Raw genomic sequence first — 18,223 nt, 5'->3', positions numbered from 1 at the left:
TAGATAAAAATAGAACCTTATTTTTACATATTCTAAATAAAATTTTTCACATGAAAACAAAACTACTTCTAGTTACACTTCTTATGACTTCAGTGATTTCTTTTGCACAAATTATTCCTGAAGATGTAAAGCCACCAAGTTGGAATATGACCAACTTACCCAATGTTAAAGCTCATAAACTAGCTTCGTTTGATTTAAAAAAGCTACATGAGGAAGATATAATTAATGATAAGAATAAGTCTAAGCCTTGGAGATTTGGCCATGATATTTATGTAGACCATGATTTTAATGAAGTTGGAGTATGGACAACTTTAAGCAATGGAGATAAAATTTGGAGAATGTCTTATTATTCAGAAAATGCGACATCTATTAATTTTATGTTTGATGTATTTAAATTACCTGAAGGCGCAAAACTTTATGTTTACAATGATGAAAAGGATGATTTATTAAGACCTTTTACTCATAACAATAATAATCCAGAAGAGGTGCTAGGAACCTGGTTGGTAACTGGTGATAAAGCCTGGATAGAGTATTATGAGCCTGCAAATGCTGTTGGTGAAGCAAAATTAACTGTAGGTTCTGTTGTGCATGGATACAGAACAGCAGCGATGTATCAAAAAGCACTTAATGATTCAGGATCTTGTAATCAAGACGTAGACTGCGACATTACACCTCCTGGTGCAGATCCTTATGATTTAGACAATGTAAAAGAAAAAATAAAAAGAGCATCTGCTATGTTAGTTACAGGAAGTACAGGATTTTGTTCTGGAACTCTTATAAACAACACTAGCAATGATGGTACACCTTATTTTATGACAGCTAATCACTGTGGTGGTGGAGAAGCAGGTTGGGCCTTTAGGTTTAACTGGAGAAGTCCAAACCCTTCGTGTTCTACAGTTACAAGTAGCCCAAATGGCTCTTTTAACCAAACGGTGAGTGGCTCTATATTAAGAGCTAATAGTTCTCAGTCTGATATGGAGTTGGTTGAAATTACTGATGCAAGTTTTTTTAATAACAACCCAGATGTGGTTTGGGTTGGATGGAATAGATCTACAACACAAGTACCAGCTCTTAACTTTGGTATTCATCATCCAAGTGGAGATATACAAAAAGTTTGTAGAGATGATGATGGTGCTACTAGACAAGCAATATCTTTCAATGGAAATGCTAATACTCAAATGTGGTTTATTTCTGAGTGGGAATTGGGTGTTACAGAACAAGGGTCTTCAGGATCTGGTTTATTTAATCAAGATGGGCGCTTAATTGGTGTGCTTTCGGGTGGTGCAGCAGCTTGTAATGGTACGAGCAATAATGGTCAACCTGATTTTTATGGACGATTTGGTGTTGCTTGGGGATATGGTAGTTCTGCGTCTAGCAGGTTAAGTGACTGGTTAGACCCAACTAATACAGGAGCTGTTAGTATAAACTATTTCCCAATTTATAATAACGATGCATCTGTAGTTTTAGCTTCAGGAGGTAATAATGCTTGCTATACTGATTTTACACCAGAGGTAGCATTAGTTAATAGAGGAAGTTTAGCTATTAATTCTGCAACAATAACTTATTCTTTGGATGGTGGACCAGAGACAGTTGTTAACTGGACAGGTTCTTTATCTAACGATTCACAGGTTGTTGTAGCTGCACCATCTTACACAGATTTAGCCGTTGGTACCCATACATTTAATGTTTCTGTATCTAACCCTAATGGTGTTGCTGATGAAAACACAGCTAACGATGTATTTACTTTAGATTTTGATATAGCTCCGTCATACACTACTACCGAAGTGGTACTTAACGTAACAACAGATAACTATGGAAATGAAACAACTTGGCAATTATTAGATAGCAATAATACTATAATTGCTAATGGTCCTGCAACTGATTATGCTAATAATTCTACTTACCAAGAAATCATCCCAATACCAACTCTAGATGAGTGTTATAGTTTTTCAATTTTTGATGCTTATGGAGACGGAATATGCTGTAGTTGGGGAAATGGATCTTATAGCTTAGAAGATGAAAATGGAAATGTTATTATATCTGGTGGTAACTTTGGTAACTCTGAGTCTGTTACTTTTACAGCTAAAGATGCTTTAAGTATAGATGATTATAGTTTGGAGAATGTCGTAGATTTTTATCCTAATCCTGTAAATAATAATCTTAATGTTATATTTAATACTATAAACGAAGATGTACGTTATGAAATGTTTAATGCTTTAGGTCAACAGATGTCTAAAGGAACTTTTAATGCTAATACAACTTCGCATTCTGTAAATATGTCTCAGTATCAAAGTGGTGTTTACTTTATAAAGCTTACTTCTGGTTCTAGAAGTTTAACTCAAAAAATTGTAAAGGATTAATCACTACAATTTATAAGATAAAAAAAACCAACACAATTGAAGTGTTGGTTTTTTTATTTCAATGCTTTTGGGTGATGAATCCAATTCATAATTTAATGTTTTCTAAGTCATCATCTAAACTATTAGATGTATTGACGATTTTAGACAGTGTTTTCATAATTGTTTGATTTTTAATGATTGATGATGATAGCGTTGTTATCTATAACGTCTCTTGCTGTTCCAAGTATAGCTTCTTGATTCTGTAGTTGTACTTGTTAATTGATTGTTGTTTAAAGTTCTCATGATTTTTGTTTTTTAATTGATTACACTTAATAGACGACCAAAAAATAAAAATGTTACACCCTTAATAATTAACAGGTTACAGTTTAACAGTTTTTAACTTTATGTGTATCTTTATTTTGTGAGCAAAAAAGCAGTTATACTAATTGGTTGTCTTGTATTTTTATCTTGTTCTAAGACGATAGAAGAAAAGTGTACTTCAAAATCTTTTGAGGTTACTGCTACAGCTTACAATTCTCTTGCATACCAAACCAATTCCCATCCTAATATTACAGCTTTTGGAGATAGCTTAGTACCTGGATTAAGATATATTGCTGTATCTAGAGATTTAATAGATTCTGGTTTAGTACATAATACCCAAGTAAAAATTGAAGGCTTTGATAGCCTTTTTACAGTAAAAGATAAAATGAATAGACGTTGGCGAAAGCGCATTGATATTTACATGGGTAAAGATGTACATAAAGCAAAGAAATGGGGCAAAAAAAAGCTAAACATTGAATACTGCATTCAAGCTAAAGACTCATTGCATTAGTCTCTTTTAACCATAACTTCAGATACTATAAAAGGATATACTTCCTTTACAATTTTAAACTCATTATCTGTAATTTGGTTTGGAGTTTTATTGAATTCATTTTCAATATATCTTGCTCTTAAGTCATAATAAGCCTTTGTAATTTCATCTTGTACAGAAATAAACAACTCATACTTTGTTAAAGCATCATGGCTTAATGAAACCACAGCCTCTCTGGGATGATCAGATGATTCCGCTAGTTGTTCGCCTGTGCAATAATCACAATCCGATGCACCATTGTTGTCAACAAAAGCTTTAACGATGTTTTTAACTTCGTTGAGGGTTACAACGTCTCCTTCAATAAAGATTTCTTGTTTATGGTTTAATTCTATTCTTAACAGATTTCGTTCATTGATGTCTTTTATACACTCTTCAATATTGGGACAATCGCTTGGCAATTGTCGTAATATCCCTTTGTCTGCAGAAATGGTCGTTGTTACTAAAAAGAAAATGAGTAACAGAAAGGCAATGTCTGCCATAGATCCTGCGTTGACCGTCGCAGAATGTCTTCGAAATGATTTCATAATTTATTTATTTATTTATTTAAAATGTTAATATTTTCTTAATCACAAGAACAATACCATTCTTGTTAAAGGTTATTAACAATTCATAACAAAAACACTTACAATATGTTATTTTTGCAAAATTAACGTTTGAGCGAATTTGCTATATGTCTACAAACATCATTAAGGATACTACATCAGAAAAGAGGTTATACGATTATCAAGTCAAAGATTTGTATCGCATTTTTGATGTTATGGCAGAAGAAGCAAATAATTTTAATCTGCTATATCAATTACCTACAGGTGGTGGTAAAACGGTTATCTTTTCTGAAATCGTTAGACGTTATGTAGAAAAACACCAAAAAAAAGTAGTAATTCTTACCCACAGAATTGAGTTGTGTAAGCAAACGTCTAATGTACTTTCTGGTTTTAATGTAAAAAATAAGGTCATAAACAGTAAGGTTAAAACACTACCTGACCAAGATGAATATCAGTGTTTTGTAGCCATGGTTGAGACTTTAAATAACCGTTTGTCTGATAACGATTTTCAACTAAAAAATGTAGGATTAGTTATTATAGATGAAGCTCACTATAACTCTTTTCGGAAACTCTTTAAATTCTTTGAACATTGCTTCATTCTTGGTGTTACAGCAACTCCGTTAAGTAGTAACATTAAGCTGCCTATGAAAGACAACTATGATAAACTTATAGTTGGCGATGATATATCTACTTTAATAAGTAATGGATTTTTGGCAAGTGCAGATGTATACCATTACGATGTTGGTTTAACCTCATTAAAAATTGGTATTAATGGAGATTATACTGTAAAATCTTCTGAGGCTTTATACACTAATTCTTTAATGCAAACCAAATTGCTTACAGCTTATGAAGAGTTGGCAAAAGGCAAAAAAACCTTAATCTTTAACAATGGTATCTATACTTCAAAGGAAGTATATTATACGTTTAAAAAAGCGGGTTATAACGTTCAGCATTTAGATAATACAGCCAGTAAGCAAGAACGAAAAGATATTCTTAAGTGGTTTAAGAACACACCAGATGCTGTGTTGTCTTCTGTAAGTATACTAACTACAGGTTTTGATGAGCCTTCTGTAGAGTCTATAATTCTTAATAGAGCTACAAGGTCGTTAACATTATATTTTCAGATGATTGGTCGTGGTAGTCGTATATACAAAGACAGAAAAACGTTTCAGGTTATAGATTTAGGAAACAATATCTCTCGTTTTGGACCATGGAGTCAGCCTGTAGATTGGCAACACATTTTTAAATATCCAGATTTATATCTTGAAAACATAATAGACGATGAAGCCTTAGAGCGAGATTTTGTATATGTTATGCCAGACACTTTAAAAACAAAGCTTAAAAATTCTGACAATCTAGAATTTGATGTAAAAACGGAATATAAAGATGTAATAAATTCAGGAAAAAAGTCTTTTGCGGTTATCGAAAGATCTATAGCGCAACATTCGCAAATTTGTATAGAAAATAGTGAAGATGTGTACGACGCAAGAGACCTTGTTAAGTTACTTCAAGATGAAATTGCTTACCGTATAAAACAATATTGTTACTGTATAATGAATAGTACAGATAATTATAAAGATTGGTTGTTTGAAGAGTATAACCGTAAATTACGCATTAGCTTTAATGGTAAGTTTTAACGTTTTTTTGTAAGGAATTACATTTTTATACGTTTATTTTGAAGTAGGTATGGTTTTTGTACCACAAGTTTATAACCAGTAACTCATCTAAATTTTAGTGAAAATTTTTAGACACATATTACTCTTATTTAGCTTTCTCACTTTTTCTGTTGCATTTTCTCAAGTAACAGATAAGGAGAATAAAACTATACGTATTCCTGCAGAACCTGCTAAAACCAAAAAAGACTCTTTACCTACAAAGATAAAAGTAGCGCCAAAGCTTGATAAAGAAGAAGATAAAACAAGCGGTAAGGATGATGAAAAAAAGAAGTTTATCATTAAAAAGTCTGACAAGCCGTTTTCTATGACAGAGCAAGACGGCCTTAAAAGTCCTGCTGAAATATATGAAAAGCGATGGTCAAAAGATCTGGAAAAAGGAGGTGTGGTTAAAACCATGTCCGACCAGTTCTTAGGAGAACATCGTGTAGATACCAAATTTGTAAATATAATTTGCAGAGACCACGAATATCCTGATGGAGATCGTGTAAGTATTTCTATAAATGGATTAGTTGTTAATCAAAACTTGGTTTTAACCAGTAGCTACAGAAGGGTAGAAGTAGACTTAATTCAAGGTAAAAACACTGTTGAAATAACAGCTTTAAATCAAGGAGAATCAGGTCCTAATACAGCTGAGTTTATCGTATATGACGATCAAGGCAAAGAAATTTCTTCTAAAGAATGGAATTTGTTAACAGGTGTTAAGGCCATCATTGTATTCAACAATGAAAAAACGGTTATAAAACCTAAAACAGAAGAAGAAAAAGCATCAGAAAAAGAAGAAACTGCTTCTAATAACTAATGGTTTTAATGTCTTTAGGTTTCATATTCTCTAAGTAATAATTTCCAATTCTTACACGTACCAATCTCAGTGTAGGAAATCCTATTTTAGCAGTCATTTTTCGTACTTGTCTAAACTTGCCTTCTTTCAAAGTAATTTTTAACCAAGATGTAGGACCGTGTTTTTCATCACGAACAAAGCGCTCAACAATGTGCGATGTATCTTTTAGTAATTCTGCAATACAAGGTTTTGTATGGTAAGGTTTTCCGTTTACAGAAATTTCTACACCTCCTTTTAAAATTTCAATCTGCTCATTAGTAATTAACCCATCAACCATAACATGGTATTCCTTTTCAATTTTAGAGCTGGTTATATGATTACTAAATTTACCATCTGTTGTAAGCAATAATAAACCTTCAGATTTTTCATCCAATCTTCCAACGGCCATGATACTCTCAGAAAGGTTATAAATTTCAGATAATAGTTTTTTGTTTTTTCGTCTGTTTTGGTTGTTCACAAACTGACTCAAATAACCATAAGGCTTGTATATTTTGTAATATGCGTTCTCCATTTACCACCAAGTTATAAAGCATTTTGAAAGCTGATTATTTTTGTCCTTTAACCAGCAAAGAGGTGATTGTTTTTTTGTCATAAACCTTTCAATGACATTAACAGCTTCGTTATAGCTTAGCCAATTTACATCAAGTTTTGGTTCTACCAACCAGTCTAGTTTATTTGGAATATAAAATTGATAACTTCTGAATAATTTTATCTCATTAAAATGTATATAAAACCCTTTAATACAGGCTTTGTTTAATGTGTCGAAAGCTATGTTTTGATTATGGTACGGCAAAAATAATTGAGCTTTAAAATTAACAAACTGTTCAAATTGATGACTTTCATAACCCAATGTTTTTAATACCGTTTTCGTTTCTGGTTTGTGCAGTAAAGGCAATTGTTTGTCCTTTAATTTTTGTAGTTTAAGCGATAAACTATCATTTCGGTTTGGACCAATCCAGTAATCTAAAGGATTTAAATACGTTTGTGAATCATCAAACAAGTAAAATTTATATGCGATTTCTAAATGAATAGGTAATTCATTCTGAAGCAATAGTAAATCAATTTCTCCAATAGTTTGTTTGTTGTTTTTAATCTGAAGGTTTTCTGCCAGAATTTCAACAGTATCCATTTGTTGTAACTGAAATAGAGTAAATACTTCAATCCACTTTCCTAATCTTAATTTCTTTTGAATTGTATTGTTACAGAATTCTTGTTGAGTAGATAAAATAGAAAACTGAACCAGTGATTTTACAGAATTAATATTCCATAAAAGAGCTGTGTTTTGAAAACCAATAAATCTATCTTTAAAATCTAAACTTTCAGCCAAAAAATGTTATTTATATCTTTAAAAGAGGTACAAAATTATAGAAACCATCGTTAAAACTGACTTAGATTGAATTCTATTTTTAGATTTAAAAAAATAAAAGCCACGATATGTAGTCGTGGCTTTTTATATAAGAAAATAATGAACTTTATAATCTGTAGTAACTCTGACTACTACCTTTTGTACATGGACAATTACTGGCACTTTGCATTAAGTTAAGACCAATCGTTACAACATGTGTACCTGAATTGTAACCAGATAAATCGTTGAATGTTAATTGGTATGAGTATGCAAAATATAGCTTGTTATGAAGTATACCAGCCATAGGGCCAAGGTTTAAAGGATCTAAAAACTGATCGTTTAAGAAACGATACGAAGCACCAATCCAATAGTAGTCTCCATTTCTGTTAAACTTTCTGTACTTAAAATTAAGGTCTGTTGCAGAACGATTATCACTATCAAAAAACTGAAAGAAAACAGATGGTTCAAACTCCACATATTTATTGTGCTTAGGTGTATATACATAACCAGAATAAACTTGATAGTTTAATAATAAACGTGGCTCAATACCTCCTGTAAAATCTTCAATGTCTTTTGAGATAATATTGTTTGCGTTAAAGCTTAGATAGAAATCTTTCCATCGGTAAAGCAAACCAGCATCAAAGTTGTTATTGCTAACAGCTCTATCTCCATTAATAGCAGGATCTAAAATTGGAATTTCATACGTAGTATTAAAGTTTTCAATATCAATTCTAAAATTATTGATGTTATATGATAAACCAAGGGATAAGTACTGTTTAGATTTCCAATCTAAAATTAAGTGATGCGCAAAAGATAACTTAAGACCTTTTTGGCGTGTGTTACCATTTTTATCATTGTATGCAGATACTCCAATTCCTGAACGATTAGATATTCTAAAATCTGCATAAATCGATTGATTATCTGGAGCATCTTTAATTCCAACCCATTGCGTTAATCCGTTTGCTCTAATTTTTAAATTGTCTCCAATACCAGCATAGGTTGGTGAAATTACAAAATCATTATCAGCCAAGTATTGTGTCCAAACTGGTAAGTTGAGCTCTTGACTAAAGCCTTGCGCTATAGTAAGGAAAACTATATATGTTAAAATTCTTTTCATCTTATTAGGTTTAGTTCATTAGATTAAGGGGCTTATCTGTATAGCGTAAAGTGGCCAACAAATTCTTTATTCACATTTGGGTCGTTAGTTTGTACAACAAACCAGTAGTCACCAGTAGGTAATTCGTGACCATTGTATCTGCCATCCCAAACTTCACCAACTCTGTAGGTTGCTATTTTACGACCATAACGGTCAAAAATATCGAAGGTTAAGTTAGGGTAGTTGTCCACACAACCAGGAGCCCAAGTATCATATTCGCCATCACCATTTGGTGTAAACCAATTAGGTATACATGGTCCAACAAATTCTAGTTCAATTTCTGCTTCAGCAGTACATCCAGCGCTATCTGTAACCGTTACAACATAGACACCAGTTTCAGTAATATTATATGTGTTTGTGCTTCCATAGTTTTCATCATTCATGGTAAAGGTGTAATCTCCAGTTCCACCAGTAGCACTTGCTATGATTTCATTAAGCTCACCTTCAGCCAAGGTTAAACCAATAGGCTCATAACCTTCAATATCAAACAATTCTGTTCTTTGGATACATCCATTAGTATGTCTTACGTCTATATAATGTCCTGTTCCTACAGGCACATTTTCAAACAGATTACTTAATTGATAGTCTCCACCATCCAAAGAATAATCAAACTCTGATAATTCTTCATCAGATACATCAAGTATTACAGTTACCATATTACTTTGCGCATTATTCTCACAGGTATATTCTAAAGTAATTTCAGGATTAAAGACTATAGGCTCAGGGAACGTGATGTTCCATTCAGATTCACAACCTTGAGCATCTCTAACATAAACGATATGATCACCTCCTTCAAGATTGGTAAAATCGAATACCGTTTGTGTTGCACTTCCTGTTGTATAAGGACCTTCATAACTATCAAGACTTACACTGTATGGTAGATTTCCACCATCTATTTCAATACTAAATTCTCCATCACCATCACCAGCACACAATTCTGGGAAGAAAGCATCTGGTAATATTGTAATAATTACTGGCTCTGGATCTACAATTGTAAAATCGAACGTTAAATAACAACCCAATTGATCTTGAACAATTAAAGTGTACTCACCAGCAGAAAGGTTTTCAAAAGTATTGGTTTCAAAAAACTGATTTAATTGTGGTGAAATTGCATATTGAATTGTACCTGTTCCACCAGTAGCAGAAACGATTACAGAGCCATTATTGCTTCCAGCACATGTAATGTTATTAACGTCAATAGTTGCGTCTAATGCTGTTGTAGGCTCAGTAATTGATATTGGTGCAGAAGTTACTTCACAATCTCCACTTTCTACCAGGACCAAATAATCACCTGCTACTAATTCTGTAAAATATCCAGGTGTATTTTGAGTCGCATTTATAGTTGCACCTGATGTATCTTGAAGCGTGTAACTATAATCTCCTAATCCACCTTGAGCTGTGGCTAAAATTGATCCAGTATTGTCACCAGCACAATTAATAGTAGGATTAGAAGATTCTAGATTTATTACTAACTCAGGTAATGGATCAACTGTAATATCGTTAGATACGTTAGAAATACAACCGTTAGCATCTCTCACGTAGTAGTTATAAGTACCTTCAGGAACTGAGAACGTTGTTGAAGACGCAAAACTTCCTATAACTGTTGTAAAATCAACAGTGCTACTATACTCGTATGGTCCTGTGCCACCAGAGGCACTAAGCGTTAATGTAGATTCAGTTAAACACGTTTGTGTTGTTGTTCTTACTAAATTAACATCAAGTGGAGTAGGGTTTTCTATTTCAATTTCAAGAGACGTCATTTCACAGTCAAAACCATCAGTTATAGTTACTGTGTAAGTTCCTGCTCCTAAATCGTTAAACACGTTAGACGTTTGTGGACCAGAAGAACTTGCAACAGGTGCAATAGTATTTAAAGTATATACATAGTTGCTGCCTTGTCCACCAGAAACCATATCTACAGTTATACTTGCATTCTGATCGCCAAAACAATCTAAAACAGTGGTACTTGGCGTAAATGTTGCTGTAATTGGATCAGGTAAACTAAGGATTATTGTTTCTGAAGCAAAACAACCTTCAGCATCTCTAACATTTACTGTGTATGTACCAGCTGATAAATTTTCGAATACATTATTTGAAGAAAAAGCAACTGTAGCATCACCTGTTAATTCATATTCGTAATTGCCCCAACCACCATCTGCAATAGCTGTTATTGTACCTTCACTATCAGTACATGTTACGTTTGAAGATTCAACTAGATTTAAAGTCAAAGCCTCTTGCGGAGAACTTATAACCACACTTCCTGAATTAGAACAATATGGGAAATCTGTTTGAGTGATTACAACATCAAAACTACCAGCTTCCATACCTGTTACCGTCAATGGATTTGTAGCTGTGTTAGCATTTACAATACCTGTAACAGATGTACCAACACTATCAAATACTTCATAGGTATAAGCACCTGTAAAGTTTGTGATGTTAATCTCGAATGTCCCAGTATTATCACCAAAACACGTCACACTATCAGATGTTAATGTAAATTGCGGTGAAGTTGGCTCGCTTACTGAAATTGTAGTTTCAGAAGTACAAGACAATACCGTATCCGTAATTGTAATTGTATAAATACCTGAAGGTACACCAGTAAAGATGTTACCAGATAAACTTACTGAAGCAGGACTAGGAGAAATACTATAAGCATAAGTACCAGAACCACCAGAACCTGTTACTGTAATTTCACCATCATCATTATTACAAGACGGCATTGCAGTAACATCTGCAACAACATCGATTGGTTCAGCAACATCAATAGTTACCAAATCAGAACAACCATTAGCATCTTGAATTTCTATAGTATGTGTACCTGCAAATACATTAGAGATTGTGAAAGGTGCAGACTGTGTTTGAAAAGCACCTCCATCTATACTAAAACTATATGGTGCAGTACTTGGTGTGTCTAAGTTTACTACAATTTCATAATCACCATCTTGTAGCTCACAAGCATTAGTTACTGAAGCTGATATTTGAGGTGAGTCATCCATATCAACAATGCTAGCAGGACTTGTTACAATACATCCATAAGCATCTAAAACATGAATGTAGTAAGTACCAGCATCGACATTAAATACACTTGAAACATCCCAACCAGCATCAGTAGCTAGTGGAGCAGTAGCAGTAGTTGTAATTTGATATTGATATGGTGCCGTTCCATTTTGTCCTATGGCACTAATAACACCAGAGTTTGGATTACAATTAGCGTTTTGATCAACAGAAACTGTTAAATCCAAAGCTACAGGAGATTCAAGAATTTCGAATATTTGTGAAGCAGTTTCACAACCATTAAAAGAACCAGAACCATTTTCTGTAAACACTAAGTAATATTGACCAGGTGATAATGTTCCTGGGTTTGGAGTTGTAACCGTTTCAGGAGTACCAAATGTTACCGCAATAGTGTTTGGTCCATCTACCAATTGATTATCATAAGCTGAATAGATGGTGTAATCAACAGAGGTTGTTGTGCTATCAAAATTATCTATTGTAAAGGTCACACTTCCATCAGCTGCACCAAGACATGTAACATTGTTTGGAGCTACAGTAGAAGTTAGGGTAGAAGCAGGATCTATAGCTGCATCTGCAGATTTTACAAAGTAACAATCTGTCACTAAATCATGAACAACAAAGGTATAAACCACACCTGGAATCAAGTTGGTAAACGTTCTAGTATCTCCACCTGGTGTATCTGGTGGTAAATAACTTGTTGTATATGGAATTGTATTGAATTCTAAAATTCCGAACTCATAACTACCACTACCTACAGCTGATACAGCAGTAACTTCAGCAGTACCACCTGTTGTACAATCTGGTACAGAAATATTAACATTAATAATTAAATCTGATGGAGGTGAAGCCATCGTTATTTGTTGAGACAAACTACAACCATTAGCATCTACTACATTAACAGTATAATTTCCATAGTTAATAATATTGAATGTATGATCTTCATTTGAAGTCGCATTATATGGGTTGCCAGGAATAACATCACCAAAATTGTTAGAAATAAAATAGGTAAATGGCGCAGTACCACCAGCAACATTTTCAACGGTAATAGAACCTAAAGAAGAACCTCCAGGATTATTACATGTAATATCTACTTTACTTAAATCGAAAGTGATGGCATCTGGCTCAGAAAGAGTTATAGTTTCAGTTGTAGAACATGAATTGGCATCAGTTATTGTGATGGTATATGTACCAGCAGTTAAACCAGATGTTTGTGTACCGTAATCCGTTCCTGTGGTATCATTATTCACATTTATAGTAAATGGCGGAGTACCAACAGTAGTATCTATAGTAATGTCTATAGAACCATTTGCATCTCCATTACAAAGTATAGGTTGACTTTCAACAACTGCACTAAAAGCAGGTGGTGAAATTGGGTTTACCGTTATAATACCAGATTCAGCAGTACAACCATTCGCATCCGTCACTTGGAATTGATATGTACCTGCTGTAGCAGTATTATAAGTAAATGTTGAAGGAGTACTTCCTAAAGCACTATAAGCTGCTCCATTAATAGAAACTTCATAAGTGTAAGGAGCAGTACCTGTAATGGTTCCTGTTAATTCAGCATCAGGAGTTGCAGTACAGTCTAAAGTTTCAGTAAGTACAACATTTATAGTTGGACTTGGGATAGGATCTATAGTATAAGATTCGTTATAGGTACAATCATTTTCATCTCTTACCTGAAACGTATACGTATCTGGTGCAAGACCAGTAAACACATTTGAAGTTTGATATGCTGTTGCAGCAGAGGCTGGAGCTATAATTTGATATTCTAAAGTACCATTTCCGCCAACAACATTAGATATTGTAACATCGCTAGTTAATGCAGGACAGGTTACAGGAGTACTAGTAAAATCCATGTCTGTTGGAGGATTTAAAGCATCTATAGTAATAGTGTTTGTAACAGCTGTACAAATATTAGTATCGCTAATAGTAATGGTATATGTACCTTGTGTTAAGCCTGTGAATACATTACTGGTTTGAAAATTAACACCATCTATACTGTATTCATAAGGAGGATTTCCACCAGATACGCTTGTTACAGTTATCTCACCAGTGCCATTACAAGTAAAAGGTGCTGACAATTCTGCTGTTCCAGAAATGGCTGCATTTTCAATTATAGTTATAGTTTGAGGATCTGTTGTACAAACCGAAGGACCTGACGTGTATTGTAAAACTACGTCGTAATTTCCTGCAACTAAACCTGTAAATAATGATGCGTTAGAGAATGTAGTTCCGCCATCAATACTATACTCAATAGCATTTCCATTTGGATTGGTAACATTTATCGTAATGGTACCAGTATCTCCTGTACCACCACATAGAATATCTGTTGATGTTACGTTAAATTCTGGTGCAGGAATTTCATCCACAGAAATTGTGGTTGTTGCAGTACAGTTGTTAGAGTCAACTACAAGTATATCAAACGTTCCTCCTGAAGTCACTACAATTTCTGGTACAGTTTGAAAATCTGTATAACCATTAATAAAGTAGAAGTAAGGGGGTGTTCCTCCTTCAGGATAAATAGTAATTTCACCTTCAGTACAGGTTAACGGTACTGTTACAGCAGCAGTTACCATTAATAAAGGTGGCTCAACAATAGTAACATCTTCGGTGTATAAACATCCATTTTCAGTTTCTACTGTTGCTGTGTAAGTTCCTGGATTTAAGTTTTCAAACTCATAAGTGTTTTCTATTATTGGGCCAACAGTGTTTACCACAGTTCCGTTTTCACTTAATGTAAAAGTGTATTGTGGATCTACATCATTAGCAGCGAGTTGTATGCTTCCTTTATCACCAAAACAAAGCGGTTGAAACACTGTAGAAGTTACTGTAAAATCACGTTCTCTAATTAAAACATCTGGAACAGAGAAAATACAAGGATTAGTTGGTACACCAATCTGTCTTACATAAACTTGATAAGTTCCAGGTGTTGTTACTGTAAATACATTACTCGATTGAAAGTTGGTGCCATCGATACTAAACTCGTATCCAGAAGGCACATCGTTAACTGTAATACTACCTTGAGTTGTACAAATGATATCAGTAGAAACAACAGTTGGTACTAATAAGTTTTGATAAACATTAAAATAGAATCTGTTGAAACAACCTCCAGGATAATTAATAGTTAGTCTAAACTGACCAGCAGCATTTGCTAGAAAATCTGCACCTGTAGCGACTTCATTCCAAGTACAAGCAGCATCTTCGTTAGCACAATCTGGATCTGATACAGCAGCACAGCTAGACTCGTCTAATTGTTCCCAGATTATAGAAATAGAATCAGATATATTTGTTTCTATAAATCTTGAATCATCAGCACCACAAAGAAAAATGTTAGGTAATAATTTACCATCATTAGGACAAGTTACAACTTCATCAGCATAAGGAATTACTGGGTTTTCAATATCACCACCAAAAAGTTCAACTTCATAAATTTGCTCTATAGATTGACAAGGCGCAACAGCAGTATTGAATGAATAATAAGTTCCAGTTGCATCAACTGTAATAGTTTGAGTATTACCAATAACAGGTGTTCCTGTTGGACTTGTAGACCAAGCATAAGAATCATAACCATTGGCAGCAGTAAGCTCTACAGTATCACCACAAAGAATGATTTCTTCAACAAATTCACAATCTAAATCTGCTAAGAAGTTAGTTGCTTGTGGTGTTAATAAACAGCCTGTATTGCTATTTAAACTTGGATCATCTGTAATCTGAAATGTTGGATTATAAAATCCATTATAAGTTGCATAAGCCTGGTTGTTGATAATATTTGAACACGCATCAGCCAGATCACCACAGCTATTTACTACTTGTACTTCAATTCGAATTTCATATTGTGGATCATTTTCTTCAACAAGAGAGTTGTCTATATCAAAAACCAGCTCTCTAGTTACAGGATTGTAACTAGCAACTGTGACACCAGGAGGAAGAATTAAATCTGTAGGATGGTTGTAAATAATATTGATTGGTAAAATGTCTCTAATCTGAAAATTAGTAGCATTATCATTTCCGACATTTTGAAACCCTATGACATAATTTAATTGAGCGCCAAGATCTACCAATTGACCACCAATATCGTTGCCAGCATCATCTTCAACAATTTTAGTAAGTACTATATCTGGTTCAATGATTTCTACAGCAAAAGCAAAGAAATAAGGAAAATAAGTATCTCCACTTGTTTCTAACCGAATTGTACCAGACGTTGCGTCATTGGCTATTACTGAGTTTCCAGGATTAGGAATCGCAATTGTACCAGTGTCAAAACCAAGTGTATTTGTACTATTAGGCACTCGGTTTGTAACCGGAGTTGCATCCAATCGTGTTACAGAACTATTGAAAAAATTAGACACAGGACGGTCTGTAGTAGATAAACTAACACCATTTAATCGTAGTCTATCTCCTAATATTGGACTGTCTCCTTCTAACGTAGCAAAAGCAAAATTAGCTCTTACTGGAGCAGGAGCAGGAACGGTTCTAAAACCATTAACAGGAATATCTAAGTTAGGATTTCCACCAGGAACACTAATGGCGCTAAAACCATCAAAACTAGTGATAGATTTTCCAGGAAGTGTTGGATCTTCATAAACTATAAAAAGAGACCAACCTGCGGATTGACCTGTTCCGTTGTATGGGTTGAAATTTGCAGTTTCTCCAACACCAGATGATACGTTTGCTACTGTATATGTACCTAAATCGGCACCAGACCCAAAACTGGTTACAAAATTTGTAACATCTGCAAAACAAGCGTAAGAAAAACTATCTCCACCATCAATTGATGAGCCGTTTGCTTCAAAAATAACAGTACCAGTAACATCATTATATGCACCTGTTGGTCCTTTTATTTTAACTTCGGTTATGGGTTCGCTACCAGGATTTACGGCTCCCCAATATAAGCCTGCATATATAATTCGGTAACAATTAGGGTTTGGAATTTCTAAATCTGCACTCGATGAGCTAAATGTAGAAGCATCTCCATCAATGTCTATATATTGCATATTAACATTGTGATTGTAGACACTACCATTGTTAAATGCGTCATTATTTGGACCCAGAATATTATTCCCAATTAATACAATGTCTCCTTTTAAATCTTCATTAAATCTTGGTGTGAATGGCACGTAATTTTGTGCATAACTGACCATGCCAAAGCAAAGTGCCAGTACGACTATTAATGCTCTTGAAAAAGTAGGTTTTTTCATGATAGTAGGTTTTACTTCCTCTTACATTCTTGGGGCAAAGTCTGTAAGAAGAACGGCTTAACTTATTTAATTTTCTATTTTTACGAGGGACATTTTTACATTATAAGGTCTATTTCCTTTATCTTCCATAGCTTTATTGGCTGTACTAATACTATCAAATTTATTATAGTAAATGTAATATTTACTAGTGTTAACATCGTAGAAGAAATCTACATTAGTACGTCCTGAAGCTATGACTTTAGTTATAAATTCATTTCTCTTTTTTATATCGCTGTGTACAGCAATAATAAGATAGTAACCGCTTTCGGTATGACGAACATTCTTCAAAATTTGAATGTTTTCACTCTGTTGTTGACCAAAATCAAAATCATCTGATGTGTAAGCAGTCTCTGTTGGTTTAGTTGTTCGTTTTATATTTTGAAGCATTGCTCTATCTTGAGCATATCTATCTTGTTCATTATCAAAAGCAGCACGCTTAATTCGTCTTCGCTTTTCAAACTCTGTTGCTTCCTTAATTAATTCTAATCTATTGTTAAGCTGTAATCTTAATGTTTTTGCTTCAGCTTGCTTGAGTTTTAAATTTTCTATTTTCTTTCTATAGAACAAGTTAACTTCATCAAGTTTTGTAGTCTTGTAGCGTTCTTCATAAAGTGAATTTAAAGAATCTATTTTCTCTGTTTGTGATTTAATGACTTCATCTAAATCAGACTTTATAGCATTAAGTTTGTTATTTTCTGCAGTGACACTTTTAAATGGTTTTGGCTGTACAGTAATACCTTGATCACTTAAATCGTTTTCTTCTTTTAAATCTTTTAAATCCTCATCTTTTATGTCAACAATTTTTTCAAACTCTTCTAAAAGTTTATTTTGTTGAGCGTTAGTTGATTCTGCATCTTTAGTAAGTGAAGCTATAGTTTTTCCTATTTCATCTTTAGGATTTTCTATTAACTCGTCTTTAGCATCGGCTTCCTCTTTGGCTTTTTGCTCTGCCAATTGTTTAGCTTCAACTTCTTGTTGCGCTTTTCTTTCTGCCTCTTCTTTAGCTTTTTGTTCGGCCAACAGTCTAGCTTTTTCAGCTGCTTCTTCACGAGCCTTTTGTTCTGCTAATTGTTGCTCCTTGGCTTTAGCTTCAGCTTCTTCTTTAGCTTTTTGCTCAGCCAATTGTTTAGCTCTAGCTTCAGCTTCTTGTTGCGCTTTTCTTTCTGCCTCTTCTTTAGCTTGTTGTTCGGCCAATAGTCTA

10 protein-coding genes are annotated in these 18,223 nt (G+C 33.9%); 4 read left to right on the top strand and 6 right to left on the bottom strand.

All coding sequences use genetic code 11. The features are described from left to right. Positions 1–50: 50 nt before the first annotated feature. Positions 51–2,360: a T9SS type A sorting domain-containing protein gene (locus P7122_RS07650; protein WP_278005190.1), complete on the top strand. Its 2,310-nt coding sequence runs from the start codon at positions 51–53 to the stop codon at positions 2,358–2,360. Between the two features lie 460 nt (positions 2,361–2,820). After that, positions 2,821–3,171 carry a 3D domain-containing protein gene (locus P7122_RS07645; protein WP_278005243.1) on the top strand — a complete coding sequence of 117 codons (351 nt, stop codon included), beginning with the start codon at positions 2,821–2,823 and terminating at the stop codon, positions 3,169–3,171. On the opposite strand, the gene P7122_RS07640 is transcribed toward P7122_RS07645, so the two are convergent. Continuing rightward, positions 3,168–3,734, bottom strand: coding sequence for an ExbD/TolR family protein (locus P7122_RS07640; RefSeq protein WP_278005189.1), 567 nt, complete (start codon positions 3,732–3,734; stop codon positions 3,168–3,170). The two genes, P7122_RS07645 and P7122_RS07640, sit on opposite strands and share 4 nt — an antisense overlap. A gap of 146 nt (positions 3,735–3,880) precedes the next feature. Here P7122_RS07640 and P7122_RS07635 point away from each other — a divergent pair, with 146 nt between their 5' ends. Further along, positions 3,881–5,389: a DEAD/DEAH box helicase gene (locus tag P7122_RS07635; protein WP_278005188.1), complete on the top strand. Its 1,509-nt coding sequence runs from the start codon at positions 3,881–3,883 to the stop codon at positions 5,387–5,389. Between the two features lie 97 nt (positions 5,390–5,486). Continuing rightward, entirely contained in the window at positions 5,487–6,227 is a 741-nt protein-coding gene (locus P7122_RS07630) for a hypothetical protein (RefSeq protein WP_278005187.1), read from the top strand. Here P7122_RS07630 and P7122_RS07625 read toward each other — a convergent pair. The 5 genes from P7122_RS07625 to P7122_RS07605 form a co-directional block, all read right to left on the bottom strand. Further along, a complete protein-coding gene (locus tag P7122_RS07625) occupies positions 6,217–6,777 on the bottom strand; it encodes a pseudouridine synthase (RefSeq protein ID WP_278005186.1) in 561 nt (186 codons plus the stop codon). The two genes, P7122_RS07630 and P7122_RS07625, sit on opposite strands and share 11 nt — an antisense overlap. Continuing rightward, entirely contained in the window at positions 6,778–7,593 is an 816-nt protein-coding gene (locus tag P7122_RS07620) for a DUF1853 family protein (RefSeq protein WP_278005185.1), read from the bottom strand. It abuts the gene before it with no gap. Between the two features lie 145 nt (positions 7,594–7,738). Further along, entirely contained in the window at positions 7,739–8,728 is a 990-nt protein-coding gene (locus P7122_RS07615; protein ID WP_278005184.1) for a PorP/SprF family type IX secretion system membrane protein, read from the bottom strand. 32 nt (positions 8,729–8,760) lie between these two features. Then, positions 8,761–16,983: a T9SS type B sorting domain-containing protein gene (locus P7122_RS07610; protein ID WP_278005183.1), complete on the bottom strand. Its 8,223-nt coding sequence runs from the start codon at positions 16,981–16,983 to the stop codon at positions 8,761–8,763. Positions 16,984–17,049: 66 nt separating this feature from the next. Then, a partial coding sequence (locus P7122_RS07605) for a cell envelope integrity TolA family protein (protein WP_496196796.1) occupies positions 17,050–18,223 on the bottom strand: 1,174 nt, incomplete at its 5' end.

It is taken from the genome of Winogradskyella marincola, from assembly GCF_029624125.1.
Taxonomy (GTDB): domain Bacteria; phylum Bacteroidota; class Bacteroidia; order Flavobacteriales; family Flavobacteriaceae; genus Winogradskyella; species Winogradskyella marincola.
The sequence above is the reverse complement of the archived record's forward strand: the minus strand, read 5'-3'. Positions and strand labels throughout refer to the sequence as shown.

Coding starts and splice junctions, on each gene's coding strand:
- P7122_RS07635 (WP_278005188.1), top strand. CDS start 3,881: ATGTCTACAAACATCATTAAGGATACTACATCAGAAAAGAGGTTATAC.
- P7122_RS07650 (WP_278005190.1), top strand. CDS start 51: ATGAAAACAAAACTACTTCTAGTTACACTTCTTATGACTTCAGTGATT.
- P7122_RS07640 (WP_278005189.1), bottom strand. CDS start 3,734: ATGAAATCATTTCGAAGACATTCTGCGACGGTCAACGCAGGATCTATG.
- P7122_RS07615 (WP_278005184.1), bottom strand. CDS start 8,728: ATGAAAAGAATTTTAACATATATAGTTTTCCTTACTATAGCGCAAGGC.
- P7122_RS07610 (WP_278005183.1), bottom strand. CDS start 16,983: ATGAAAAAACCTACTTTTTCAAGAGCATTAATAGTCGTACTGGCACTT.
- P7122_RS07625 (WP_278005186.1), bottom strand. CDS start 6,777: ATGGAGAACGCATATTACAAAATATACAAGCCTTATGGTTATTTGAGT.